Annotated in this window: 12 protein-coding genes; 7 read left to right on the forward strand and 5 right to left on the reverse strand. The window is 73.7% G+C overall.

What is annotated here, in order from left to right; translation table 11 throughout:
- The first annotated feature begins 81 nt into the window (after window positions 1-81).
- The 5 genes from IF55_RS02745 (at window position 82) to pip (ending at window position 5,076) form a co-directional block, all read left to right on the forward strand.
- Window positions 82-1,560 (forward strand): 4-hydroxyphenylacetate 3-hydroxylase family protein, encoded by a 1,479-nt coding sequence (locus IF55_RS02745; RefSeq protein ID WP_030874832.1) that lies wholly within the window; start codon window positions 82-84, stop codon window positions 1,558-1,560.
- Entirely contained in the window at window positions 1,557-2,030 is a 474-nt protein-coding gene (locus IF55_RS02750; RefSeq protein WP_048831460.1) for a RidA family protein, read from the forward strand. Before IF55_RS02745 ends, IF55_RS02750 begins: the two co-directional genes overlap by 4 nt.
- Window positions 2,027-2,713, forward strand: coding sequence for a DUF1028 domain-containing protein (locus IF55_RS02755; RefSeq protein WP_030874828.1), 687 nt, complete (start codon window positions 2,027-2,029; stop codon window positions 2,711-2,713). Before IF55_RS02750 ends, IF55_RS02755 begins: the two co-directional genes overlap by 4 nt.
- Window positions 2,710-3,888 carry an amidohydrolase gene (locus IF55_RS02760; RefSeq protein WP_245661035.1) on the forward strand — a complete coding sequence of 393 codons (1,179 nt, stop codon included), beginning with the start codon at window positions 2,710-2,712 and terminating at the stop codon, window positions 3,886-3,888. Before IF55_RS02755 ends, IF55_RS02760 begins: the two co-directional genes overlap by 4 nt.
- A 207-nt stretch (window positions 3,889-4,095) precedes the next feature.
- Window positions 4,096-5,076, forward strand: coding sequence for a prolyl aminopeptidase (gene pip / locus IF55_RS02765; RefSeq protein ID WP_030874824.1), 981 nt, complete (start codon window positions 4,096-4,098; stop codon window positions 5,074-5,076).
- A gap of 44 nt (window positions 5,077-5,120) precedes the next feature.
- On the opposite strand, the gene IF55_RS02770 is transcribed toward pip, so the two are convergent.
- Both IF55_RS02770 and IF55_RS02775 read right to left on the reverse strand, forming a co-directional pair.
- Window positions 5,121-6,038, reverse strand: coding sequence for a LysR family transcriptional regulator (locus IF55_RS02770; RefSeq protein WP_048831461.1), 918 nt, complete (start codon window positions 6,036-6,038; stop codon window positions 5,121-5,123).
- A gap of 118 nt (window positions 6,039-6,156) precedes the next feature.
- On the reverse strand, window positions 6,157-6,795 hold the full coding sequence (locus IF55_RS02775) for a TetR/AcrR family transcriptional regulator (protein WP_048831462.1): 639 nt from the start codon (window positions 6,793-6,795) through the stop codon (window positions 6,157-6,159).
- Window positions 6,796-7,010: 215 nt separating this feature from the next.
- Between IF55_RS02775 and IF55_RS02780 the strand changes: the two genes are divergently transcribed.
- Complete coding sequence (locus IF55_RS02780; protein ID WP_048831463.1) at window positions 7,011-7,976, forward strand: oxidoreductase; 966 nt, start codon at window positions 7,011-7,013, stop codon at window positions 7,974-7,976.
- Window positions 7,977-8,018: 42 nt separating this feature from the next.
- On the opposite strand, the gene IF55_RS02785 is transcribed toward IF55_RS02780, so the two are convergent.
- Window positions 8,019-8,471 (reverse strand): iron chaperone, encoded by a 453-nt coding sequence (locus tag IF55_RS02785; protein ID WP_030874816.1) that lies wholly within the window; start codon window positions 8,469-8,471, stop codon window positions 8,019-8,021.
- A gap of 411 nt (window positions 8,472-8,882) precedes the next feature.
- On the opposite strand from IF55_RS02785, the gene IF55_RS35890 reads away from it, so the two are divergent.
- Window positions 8,883-10,055 carry a helix-turn-helix transcriptional regulator gene (locus IF55_RS35890; protein ID WP_030874814.1) on the forward strand — a complete coding sequence of 391 codons (1,173 nt, stop codon included), beginning with the start codon at window positions 8,883-8,885 and terminating at the stop codon, window positions 10,053-10,055.
- 96 nt (window positions 10,056-10,151) lie between these two features.
- On the opposite strand, the gene IF55_RS02795 is transcribed toward IF55_RS35890, so the two are convergent.
- A complete protein-coding gene (locus tag IF55_RS02795) occupies window positions 10,152-11,456 on the reverse strand; it encodes an aminotransferase-like domain-containing protein (protein WP_030874812.1) in 1,305 nt (434 codons plus the stop codon).
- A complete protein-coding gene (locus IF55_RS02800) occupies window positions 11,453-12,553 on the reverse strand; it encodes an alpha-hydroxy acid oxidase (RefSeq protein ID WP_048831533.1) in 1,101 nt (366 codons plus the stop codon). The genes IF55_RS02795 and IF55_RS02800 overlap by 4 nt, the downstream gene beginning before the upstream one ends.
- Window positions 12,554-12,574: the final 21 nt, after the last annotated feature.

Genomic DNA, 12,574 nt, shown 5'->3' on the forward strand with positions numbered 1-12,574 from the left:
GGGCCTCGCCCTACGCCACAGCCCGCTTCACGGCGCCCCGCCGCCCCCTTCCCACAGCAGCCCAGGACAAGGAGTACGGACATGATCCGCACCGGTGAGCAGTACCGGGAGTCGATCCGCGACGGCCGCGAGGTCTGGATGAACGGCGAGAAGATCAAGGACGTGCCCACGCACCCCGCCTTCAAGCCGCTCGTCGACATCCGGGCCCGGATCTACGACATGGCGCACGACCCCGCGACCAGCGCCACCATGACGTACACCGACGAGGAGAGCGGCGAACTCAACGCCGTACAGCAGAAGCCGCCCCGTACCCGCCAGGACTGGGAGGACAAGCGGGCCGCCACCGACGCGGTGCTCACCGACGTCGGCGGCGTCGTCACCCGCGTCGGCGACGAGACCATCGGCGAGGTGTGGTCCCTCATCGACGGCCAGGACGTCCTCAACCAGATCAACCCGGCCTACGCCGAGAACGTCAAGCGCCATATCGACCTGGCCTGCTTCGGCGACCCGTTCCACGTCTCCGCCAACACCGACCCCAAGGGCGACCGCTCCAAGCGCCCCCAGGACCAGGACCCCGACATGCTGCTGCACGCCGTCCGCGAGACGGACCGCGGCATCGTCGTGCGGGGCGCCAAGTACGAGACCGCCGCCGCCTACTCCAACCAGGCGTTCGCCAAGCCGACCATCGCCAACTGGGGCGACTCCGAACTCTCCGACTACGCCCTCGGATTCATGCTCGACATGGGCGCGCCGGGCCTGAAGTACATCTGCCGCACCGGCTTCGCCGGCAGCGCCAAGCCCGTCGAGGACTACCCCGTCTCCAACCGCTTCGACGAGGTCGACACCCTCGTCGTCTTCGACGACGTGGAGATCCCCTGGGAGAACATCCTCTTCTACCGCGACACCAAGGCCGCCACCTTCATCCGCGCCACCCTGCACCGCTACAGCGCCTACGCCTTCACCCAGCGCAACCTGCGCCTCGCCGACCTGATGATCGGCGCCGCGCTGTGGAACGTGAAGCAGACCGGCCTGGAGAAGCAGCAGGCCGTCCAGGAGAAGCTGGCCACCCTCGCCTGCTACCGCGAGGGCATCAACGCGCACCTCACCGCCGCCATCGCCATGGCGGAGCCCAGCCCCGGCGGGCTGCTGATGCCCAACCAGTCGCTCCTCTACACCGGCCGGGTGCTGGCCTGCTCGCAGCTCCACGAGATGATGCACATCGCCCGCGAACTGTGCGGCGGCCAGATCTGCATCACCCCGGACAAGGCGTCCTTCGACGACCCCGAGACCGGGCCCTGGCTGGAGAAGTTCTACTCCGTCAACGAGCACTGGGTCGCCGAGGACCGCCGCAAACTCCTCGCGTACGCCCGTGACCTGCTCAACTCCGACTACGCGGGCCACCGGCTGACGTTCCAGCTCTTCGCCCAGTCGCCGCCCTTCGCCCACCTCGGCGCCGTCTACCGCAACTTCGGCTGGGACGGCCCGCTCGACCTGGTCAAGGACGCCGCCGGACTCTCCGACAACGTCCTCGCCACCCTGGGCAGGAAGGCCGCCAAGTGACCGTCCACGACCGCATCCGGCCCTTCGACACCGCCGTCACCTACCCCGAGCAGGACCTCTCCAACGACCTCGCGCAGGCCGTCGTGGCCGAGGGCACCGTCTATTTGCGCGGCCAGATCGGCCAGGATCTCGACACCCGCGAGAACGTCGGCGTCGGCGACGTGGCCGCCCAGGCCGAGCGGGCGATGGACAACATCGCGATGCTGCTGGGGGAGTGCGGCAGCCGCCTCGAAGAGATCGTCAAGATCACCGTCTATCTGACCGACATCCGGTTCCGCGAGGCCGTCTACCGCGTCATGGGCCGCCGGCTCAAGGGCGTCCACTACGTCTCCACCGGCCTCGTCGTCTCCGCGCTCGCCCGCCCCGAATGGCTCGTCGAGATCGACGCCACGGCCGTGATCCCCGCCGAGCGGCGCGCCGAGGCGGCCGCCGTCCGCGCCGCGGCCGTACGGGAAGGGAAGACGGCATGACCTTCTCGATCGCCGCGCGCTGCGAACGCACCGGACGGTTCGGGGTCGCCGTCACCTCCTCGTCCCCCGCCGTCGCCGCCCGCTGCGCGTACGTACGGGCCGGGGTCGGCGCGGCCTGCTCGCAGAACATCACCGACCCCCGGCTCGGCACCCATCTGCTGGACCTGATGGCCGGCGGCGCGTCCGCCGCCGCCGCGATCCACGACACCGCGCACGACCCGGCCCACCTGCCGCACATCCCCTACCGGCAGCTCACCGCCGTCGGGGCCGCCGGACCCGGCGCCGCCCACTCCGGGGCGCACACCCTGGGCCGGCACGCCCAGGCCGTCGGCCCCGACGCCGTCGCCGCCGGAAACCTCCTCGCGGACCCCGGCGTCCCACGCGCCATCCTCGACGCCTTCGCCGCCGACCCGGCCGCCCCGCTCGCCCGGCGCCTCGTCGACGCCCTCGGCGCGGGCGCGGCGGCGGGCGGCGAGGAGGGCCCCGTCCACTCGGCCGGCCTGCTCGTCGGCGGCGACGTGCCCTGGCCGGTGACCGACCTCCGCGTCGACTGGACCGACGGCGACCCGATCGCCGAACTGGCCGCGCTGTGGAAACTCTGGGAGCCGCAGGAACAGCCGTACGTCCAGCGCGCGCTCGCCCCCGGCGAGGCGCCCTCCTTCGGCGTGCCGGGGGACGCGTGAGCACCGGTACGGACCTGCGCGCCGAGGCGCGTACGAACGGAATCCGCCGGGCCGTCGCGGCGGCGGCCGACGACGTGCTGGCCCTTGGCCACCGCATCCACGCGCACCCGGAAGTCGCCTGGGAGGAGGAGAAGGCGGCCCGCTGGGTGGCCGGGGCGCTCGACGATCTCGGCTACACCGTCCGCACCGGAACCGCCGGCCTGCCCACCGCCTTCACCGCGACCACCGGAACCGGGCCGCTGCACATCGGGATCTGTGCCGAGTACGACGCGCTGCCCGGCCTCGGCCACGCCTGCGGCCACAACATCATCGCCTCGGCCGCCGTCGGCGCGGCGGCCGGGCTCGCCCCCTTCGCCGACGAACTCGGCCTGACCGTCACGGTCTTCGGCACCCCGGCGGAGGAGGGCGGCGGCGGGAAGATCCTCATGCTGGAGCGCGGCGCCTTCGACGGGGTGCACGCGGCGATGATGGTCCACCCCGGGCCCGTCGACGTGGCGGAGGCGGACCCGTTCGCCGTCGCCCACCTCAAGGTCCGCTACCACGGCAAGGCCGCGCACGCCGCCGCCTACCCGGAGCAGGGCCGCAACGCGGCGGACGCCTTCACCCTCGCCCAGGTCGCGATCGGCCTGCTGCGCCAGCAACTGCCCGGCGGCACACGGGTGCACGGCATGATGACGCGCGGCGGCGAGGCACCCAACGCCATCCCGGAGCTGACGGAGGGCCGCTGGTACGTACGCGCCGGAACCCTGGAACACCTCGACCGACTGCGCCCGCGCGTCGAGCGCTGCTTCGAGGCCGGCGCGCTGGCCACCGGCTGTGAGCTGGAGATCGAGCCGGAGAGCCCCCCGTACTCGGAGTTCCGCAACGACGCGGGACTCCTCGCCGTCTACCGGCGCACCGCCGAGGCGCTCGGCCGCCGCTTCGACACGGGGAGCCCGGCCGCCCGGATGAACCGCGCCTCGACCGACATGGGCAACGTCTCGCGCGTCCTGCCCGCCATCCACCCCTACCTCGGCATCGGCTCGCTCCCCGCCGTCAACCACCAGAAGGAGTTCGCCGCGCACTGCGTCGGCGCCGAAGCGGACCGCGCCGTCCTCGACGGGGCCGCGGCGATGGCCCTGACGACGGCCGCGGTCGCCGCGGACGCGGGGGAACGGGCACGGCTCATCGGCTGAAGGGACGGGAACGGCTCGTCGGCCGAGAGGCTGGCGGACGCGGGCCCCTGAGGGGCCGTTCGCGAGGCGGGGCCCTTCGCCGAGGGGCCCCCTCCAGCCGGCCCGCCGGGCGGCTCTACGGTGGTCCCACCGCTGAGCACGGGGGCGACCGGCCATGGCACACCGGGCCATGGCACCTCCCCGTACCGTCCACCCGGGAGGTTCCCCTTGAGCGAGCTGTATCCGCCGATCGAGCCGTACGAGACGGGGATGCTCGACGTCGGCGACGGCAACTCCGTGTACTGGGAGGTCTGCGGCAACCCGGCGGGCAAGCCCGCCCTCGTCGTCCACGGCGGCCCCGGCTCGGGGTGCTCCACCGGCGTGCGCCGGTTCTTCGACCCGGACCGGTACCGCGTGGTCCTCTTCGACCAGCGGGGCTGCGGCCGCAGCACCCCGCACGCCGCCGACCCGGCGACCGACATGCGCCACAACACCACCTGGCACCTGATCGCCGACATGGAACGGCTGCGGGAGCACCTCGGCATCGACCGCTGGCTGCTCCACGGCGGCTCGTGGGGCTCCACCCTCCTCCTCGCGTACGCGCAGCAGCACCCCGAGCGCGTATCGGAGATCGTCATCGCGAGCGTCACCACCACCCGGCGCTCCGAGATCGACTGGCTCTACCGGGGCGTGGGCCGCTTCTTCCCCGAGGAGTGGGAACGCTTTCTCGCCGGGGCCCCCGGCACCCCCCGCGACGGCGACATCGTCGGCGCGTACGCGCGGCTGATGGAGCACCCCGACGCCGCGGTGCGCGCCAAGGCCACCGCCGACTGGTGCGCCTGGGAGGACGCGGTCCTGTCGGGCGAGACGAACGGCGCCTCCCATCCGTACGGCGACCGCCCCTCGGCCGCCCGGCTGGCGCTGGTCCGCATCTGCTCCCGCTACTTCTCCCACGGCGCGTGGCTGGAGGAAGGGGCGCTGGTGCGCGACGCCGGCCGGCTCGCCGGGATTCCGGGCGTACTGGTCCACGGCCGCCTCGACATGGGCGGGCCGCTCCAGACGGCGTGGGAACTCGCCCGCGCGTGGCCGGACGCCGAGCTGATCACCGTCGAGAGCTCGGGCCACCTGGGGAACGAGACGACGCGGGGGCATGTGCTGGCGGCGCTGGACAGGTTCGGCGCGCCGGCCGCGGGCCGATCAGACGGCTGACGGGGCCGGGCGGATCAGGTGGCCGACCGACGCGGCCGGGCCGATCAGGTGGCTGACGCGGCGGGCGCGGGGCCCGTGGCAGCCGACGCGGACTCGGCGCTCGCGGCGGCCACTTCGGCCGCGGACGCGGGACGCGCGCTGACCGCCGCGGCCACGAAGGCGGCGACGAGGGGGCGGCGGTCCCGTTCGGGCCAGGCGATGGCGATCCGGCTGGGGCTCGCGTCGGTCACCGGGACGCAGACGAGACCGGCGGGGACGGGCTCGACGAGGGAGCGGGGCAGGACGGCGATCATGCGCCCGACGGTGATCAGGGGCGTCATCTGCGCCACGTCGACGACCTCCGGCCCGCTGCCGCCATCGGACACGCCCTTCCAGCGGGGCATCGTCTCGCCGGCGAGGTCGGCCATCCGCAGCTCGGCGTGGGAGGCCAGCGGGTGGTCGGCGGGGAGGATCGCGACGCGCCCCTCGACGTACAGCGTCTCGTGCGCGAGCCCGTCGAGGTCGTCGAACGGCACATAGAGCAGCGCCACGTCCGCCCGCCCGTCGCGGAGGTGGTCGACGCGGTCGGTGCCGCCGCTGAAGAGGATGTCCACCCGGCGCGCGTCGGGGCGGCGCGCGTACGCGGCGAGGATGCCGGACAGCAGATTGGCGTCGCCGCCGGGCTTGATCACCAGCCGCAGATGGGCTTCGGCGTCACCGGCCCGCTGCGCGTTGCGCACCGCGGCGCTGACCGCGTTCACCGCGTGCCGGCCGTGCTGGAGCAGCGCGGCGCCCGCCGGCGTGAGCGCGACATGACGGCTCGACCGTACGAACAGCAGCACCCCGAGCCGCGACTCGATCCGCCGGATCGCCTTGGACAGCGCCGGCTGCGCGATCGACAGCCGGACGGCGGCGCGGCCGAAGTGCAGCTCCTCGGCGACGGCGATGAAGTATTCGAGCTCTCGGGTCTCCAGTTCGGCCATGCCTACAGGCTATCGCCGTCGGTCTTGGCGCTGCGTTCTCGCTGACGCCGCTGTCCTGCTGCCCGCAGGTCGGGCGGGTCCGCGCGGCGCGCGGGGGAGCGGCTCGGCGTCTCGTCGGTCATGCCTCTCCGTCATCCGCGGCGGAGTGGCGGCTCCGGGTGAGGGCGCCCGCGCGGGCCGCGGCGAGGGTGATCCGTACGGCCCGCTCGGCGGTGTCCTCGACGGCCGGGTCGGCGCTGATCAGCAAGTGGAAGTAGACCGGCGCGGCCAGCGTGCCGAACAGCTCGGCCGGGTCGGTCTCCGCCGGGAGTTCGCCCCGCTCCACGGCGCGGACGACGACGGGCTCGGCCCGCCGGATCCGGTCGGCGAAGACCCGCCGCCGCGCCTCGGCGACCTCCGGCAGCCGGCCCGCGTCGGAGAGCATCGCGGTCTGCACGGCCTTGCCCACCGGGTCGGTCATGCTCTGGACGAGCGCCTGCGCGAGGGCCCGCAGGTCGCTTTCCAGGGCGCCGGTGTCCGGGGTGGGGATGTCGGTCGTGAAGTGCTCGGCGAGGGCGTCGACGACCAGGCTTTCCCGGGTCTTCCAGCGCCGGTAGACGGTCGTCTTGTGCACCCCGGCCCGCTGCGCCACGCCCTCGACCGTCAGCTCGGCGTACCCCCGGTCCAGCAGTTCGGCGAGGGTGGCGGCGCGCACCGCCGCCTGCGCCTTGCGGCCGCGCCCGACCGGGCGTGCGGGGGTGGAGGATGCCGACTCCATTGCAACTCCTAGTTGCGTTAGGGGGTGGTGCCGTGTCAGGCTCCAGCCTATCGCAACTTGGTGTTGCGATACGGGATCTCTGCTGGGCAGCGCACCGGGCCCTCGCCTCAGCCTGCCCCGATCACCTCGATCGCTCTGATCATCCCGATCGCCTCCACCACCTCCACCACCCCTACCGCCCCGATCATCTCGATCGACCCGAGAGAGGAAAGGCAATGCCCCCTGCCTCCCGCACCTGGACCGTTGATTCCATCCCCGACCAGTCCGGCCGCCTCGCCGTGGTGACCGGGGCCAACAGCGGCATCGGCCAGGTCACGGCGGAGACGCTCGCCCGCCGGGGCGCCCACGTCGTGCTGGCCTGCCGCAGCCCCGAACGGGGCCGGGCCGCCCTGGACCGGCTGCTCGCCGCGGCGCCCGGCGCGCGGGCCGAGGTGCGCCGGCTCGACCTGGGAGACCTCGCCTCCATCCGCGCCTTCGCCGACGGCTGGGACCACGACCGGCTCGATCTGCTGGTCAACAACGCCGGTGTCGCGATGGTGCCGTTCGCCCGGACCGCCGACGGCTTCGAGTCGCAGTTCGGCATCAACCACCTGGGCACCTTCGCCCTGACCGGGCTGCTGCTGCCCCACCTCGCCGCCTCCCCCGGCGCGCGGGTGGTGACCGTCAGCAGCGAAGGACAGCGGTTCGCCCGCCTGGACTTCGACAACCTCGACGCCGAACGCGGCTTCCGCACCACGGTCGCCTACGGGCAGTCCAAGCGCGCCAACCTGTACTTCGCCACCGAACTCCAACGCCGCGCCGACGCCGCCGGCCTGCCGCTGCGCAGCATGGCCGTCGCCCCCGGCCTCACCCGCACCAACGTCCTCACCGGCGGCGCCAACAGCCGGCGCGGCCGGCTCTACCGGACGCTGATCCGCTCGCTGATGCGCCTCGCCTTCCGCCCCACCCCCGAGGGCGCCAAGACCTCCCTGTACGCCGCGACCGTCGCCGACCTGCCCGGCGGCTCGTACGTCGTGCCCGACGGACCCTTCCAGCTACGCGGCGAGCCCGTCCCGCGCCACGGCGAGCGCGCCCAGCTCGACACCGGCACCGCCCGGCGCCTCTGGGACCTCTCCGAGAAGCTGACCGGCGTCCCCTTCCTCCCGTGGGACCACGGAGGAGCCGGGCGCCCCCTGCCGTAGGTCAGCGGGCAGCCGCCCTGGCGCCTCCGGGGACCGACGAGCTCAGCTCACCGCCTGCTTCACGAGCGCGCTGATGCGCGCCTCCACCTCGTCCGTCACCTCGGTCAGCGCGAAGGCGTTCGCCCACATCGTGCCCTCGTCGAGCTTCGCGAGGTCGCTGAAGCCGAGCGTCGCGTAGCGCGCCTTGAACTTCGCGGCGCTCTGGAAGTAGCAGAGCACCTTGTCGTCGAGCGCGTAGGCCGGCATCCCGTACCAGAGCTTCGGGGCCAGCTCGGGGGCGCTGGCCGTGACGACGGCGTGGACGCGCTCGGCCATGATCCGGTCCGAGTCCGGCATTTCGGCGATCTTCGCGAGGACGTCCCGCTTGGCCTCCGCCGCCTTCTCCGCGCGCGAGCCGCGACGGGCCGCCTTCTTCACCTCCTTGGCGTGCTCCTTCATCGCGGCCCGCTCCTCGGCGGTGAATCCCTCGTGCTTGCTGCTGTCGGCGCTGCTCATGGCGGATCTCCCCTTGAGGACTGCGGAAGCTCGATCTCGGACGCGGACGCGCCGGCGGCATGGCACACCACCCCGCCACCGGCTCGTGCCATACCGAGGGCGTCTGAAAATGGAGCGTAGCCGCGGGCACTGACAACGGCCCGTCGCGCGCCTCCGGGCAGGGGGCATAGCCGATCTTCGTGCGGGCCGTTAGCCTCGGCCTGCACGAGGAGGCCCCTCCTCGGGTGAAGAAGAGAAGAGCATCGAGCCGTACCCGCGTGTCCGCAAAACGGCGGTGGCCGCGGGGCCGTCGCGCGGGCCGGCGCGGGATGCCGGTCGGGCGCGGTCCGCGAGACCGCGGACGACCGGCCCGTATCCGCCGCGTACGTACGCCCCGTGGCGGCAGCCGCCGGCTGTCCAAGGAGTCGTACGTTGCTTCCGTTTCTCGACGTGCAGGGGATCACCGAAACCGTCTACCGGGCCATGCTCCAGCACCAGGAGCTGTCCGTCGAAGAACTCGCCGCCCACCTCTCGCTGTCCACCGACGACATTCGCGCCGCCCTGGACGAGCTCTTCGACTACCGGCTGCTCAGGGAGTCGTACGACAGCCCGGGCCGGCTCTTCGCCGTCGACCCGATCGTGGGTCTCCAGGAACTGCTGGCCAGAGAACGCCACGAACTGCACGAACGGCAGCAGCGGATCGCCGACAGCCAGCGCATGATCACCCGCATGCTCGCCGAGAGCGGGCGGCGCACCGTACGCGAGGGGGCCCTGCGCGACCGGGCCGCACGCGATCAGGCCATACCCGGCCGGGCCGTACGCGACCGGGCCGCTGACGGCCCGGCGGCCGACGGTCCAGCGGGTGACGGTCCAGCGGGTGACGGTCCAGCGGGTGGCGGCCCGGCGGACGGGGGAGGAGCGGGCGACGGCCGGGCCGCCGCCGGCGGGACCGGTGACGAGAACGGCGCCGAGCGGTTGGACGGCCTGCGAGCCGTCCGGCGACGGATCGAACGGCTCACGGGCAACGCCTCCCGCGCCGTGGTGACGTTCCTGTCCGGCGGCCCCCAGTCGGCGGCCTCCCTGGCGGCCGCGCGCCGCAATGACGAATCGGTTCTGCGGCGCGGCGCGACCGTCCGCACCATCGGTCCGGACGCCGTCCGCCGGGACCCGGCCACCCTGGAGTACGCCCGCTGGCTCACCGGCCAGGGCGGCGAGTTCCGTACGTCGGCGAGCCTGCCGCCCGCCATGGTCCTCGTGGACAGCGCCGTCGCCCTGGTCTCCATCGACCCCGCCGACACCCGCGAGGGCGCGCTCTGCCTCACCAGACCCGGCGTGGTCGCCTCCCTCGGCGCGCTCTTCGAGTGCGTCTGGGACGCCGCCACCCCCCTGGGCGCGGACCGCGCCGCCGACCGGGCCGGACTGTCCGAGCAGGAACGCGAACTGCTCCTGCTCATCGCGCAGGGCCACACCGACGAGTCCGCCGCCGCCCAGCTCTTCGTCTCGCCGCGCACCTCGCGCCGCATGATGGCCTCGATCATGGAACGCCTGGGCGCGCGCAGCCGCTTCGAAGCGGGCGTCAAGGCCGCGCGGCACGGCTGGCTCTGAGACGGCCCGGCCCCGCCCCGTACGCCGCGCGGGCGTACGGGGCAGGGCCCCGCGGTCGGAGTGATGCATGACGGGCGGACCCGTCCTGACCGGCCGTCAGAGCCGTGCGGTGATCACCTCGGCCAGCCGGTCGAGCCCCGTCTCGATCTGCTCCGTCGTCAGATAGCTGCACGACAGCCGCATCTGATGCGCCGCCGCGTCGCTGTCGTGGAAGTGGCGCATCGGCGTGAACAGCACGCCGTGTTCGTTCGCCGCGATGTCGAGCAGTGCGTCGGTGACCGGGAACGGCACCGTCAGCCCCACGAAGAAGCCGCCGGCGGGCGTGTTCCAGCGCACCCCGTCCAGACCGCCGAGGCGCGCGCCCAGCCCGCGCAGCAGGCAGTCGAGATTGCGCCGGTAGACGCCGATCTGCCGCTGGTTGGCCCGCAGCAGACTGCCCTCGTGCTCCAGCAGCATGCCGCCCACCAGGGCCTGGCTCACCGCCGGAGTGTTGACCGTGACCATGCTCTTGGCCTTCGACAGCTCATCGGCCAGCAGCCCGCCGTCCGGCCCCGCGACCCGCTGGTCCGCCACGGCGAACCCCACCCGCGCGCCGGGAAAGCAGGTCTTCGCCAGCGACCCGAGGTAGACCACGCGCTGCCCCGTGTCGAGCGCCTTGAGGGTCGGCGGCCGTTCGCCCTCCACCGCCTGGAAGAACCCGTAGGGATTGTCCTCCAGCAGGAGCAGATCCTGCTCGGCGGCGATCTCCAGCAGCCGGTGGCGGCCGCGTACGGTCATGCTGAGGCCGCTCGGATTGGAGAAGTCGGGCACGAGGTAGAGCGCCCGGGGCCGCAGCCCCTCCGCGCGGGCGGCCGCGACCACGGCGAGCAGATCGTCCGGGTCCACGCCGTCCGTTCCCTCGCCGACCGGACGGACGGGGAAGTCCAGCAGCCGCGCCGCGCCGGTCAGCCCGACGTACGTGGGCGCCACGGCCAGCAGCACATCGCGGTCCGAGGCCCGCAGCGCGCGCAGCACCAGCCACAGCGCCTCCTGGGCGCCGACCGTGACGAGGACGGCCTCCGGATCCACGGTGATCCCCTCGTCCACGGCGAGCTGCCGCGCGATGAGTTCGTGGACGATGCCCTTGGTACGTCCGTACTGGAACAGCTCCCGGTGGACCCGCGTCCGGTCGTACCCCTTCGTGTCCGTCAGATAGGCGGCGTAGGCGTCGAGATAGCGGTGCAGGTCGGCGAGGTCGAAGGTGTCCTCGCACGGCCGGCCGGGCGCGAAGGAGATCGCGTCCGGGAAGCGGTTCGCCACCTCGTTGAGGAAGTTCATCGACAGCAGTGCCGGGTCGCGCAGCGAGGCGTGCAGCTCGGCCGGGTCGAGCCGGACGGCCGCCGCGGGTTCGACCGTCGTCATCGCACACCGCCTCCGTACGTACGGGCGTCCGGGACCCGCGCCGTCAGCAGCCGGACGGCGTCGAGGTCGGCGCAGCCGGCCAGCTCCAGGGCCGAGCGCAGTTCGACGGCGAGCAAGTCGAGGACCTGGCGCACCCCCGCCTCGCCCCCGGCGGCCAGCCCCCACAGCGCGGGCCGGCCGAGCAGGACGCCGCTCGCGCCCAGCACCAGGGCCTTGAGCACGTCGGTGCCGCCGCGGACGCCGCTGTCCAGCAGGACCCGGCAGCGGGCCGGGGTCGCCTCGCGTACCGCCGGCAGCATGTCGACGGCGGCCACGGCGGAGTCGAGCTGGCGGCCCCCGTGGTTGGAGACCACCACGGCGTCCGCGCCGAGGTCGGCCGCGAGCGCGGCGTCCCGCGGGTCCAGCAGCCCCTTCACGATCAGCGGCAGCCGGGTCCGTTCCCGCAGCATGCTGATGTCGTCCCAGCTCAGCCCGGCCGCGAAGGCCCTGGCCGTGTGCTCCGCCACGGCCGAGACGCCGGGCCGCCGGTCATGCGTCTCCGCGACGCTCGCCGGGTCCAGATTGGCGGCCGCCACATCGGTCGGCAGGGCGAAGCCGTTGCGCAGGTCCCGCAGCCGCCGCGCCATCCGGGGCACGTCCACGGTGACGACGAGCGCCGCGCAGCCCGCCTCCTCGGCCCGTACGACCAGCTCGGCCGTGGCCCCGCGGTCCCGCAGGCAGTAGAGCTGGAACCACGTGATGCCGCCGAGGGCGGTGACGGACTCGATCGGCCGGCTGCTCAGCATCGACAGGGCGAACGGCACCCCGGCCGCCGCGGCGGCCCGCGCCGTCGCCAACTCGCCGTCTTCGTGCGCCAGTTGCTGATACGCCATCGGGGCCACCGCGACCGGCATGGCGGCCGTCGGGGCGCCGGGCAGCGCGGCCTCGGTGTCGCAGCCGGAGGCCCCGGCCAGGACACGGGGCACGAGGCCGATCCGGTCCAGCGCCGCCCGGTTGGCCGCGAGGGTCAGTTCGGCGCCGCTGCCGCCCGCGATGAAGTCCCACACCTCGGCGGGCAGCACCCGCTGGGCTACGGCCGCGAAGTCCGCTACGGCCATGGGCGCAGTGCCGACCGCCTC

Origin of the sequence: Streptomyces varsoviensis (assembly GCF_000718635.1) — a bacterium.
GTDB classification, from domain to species: Bacteria; Actinomycetota; Actinomycetes; order Streptomycetales; family Streptomycetaceae; genus Streptomyces; species Streptomyces varsoviensis.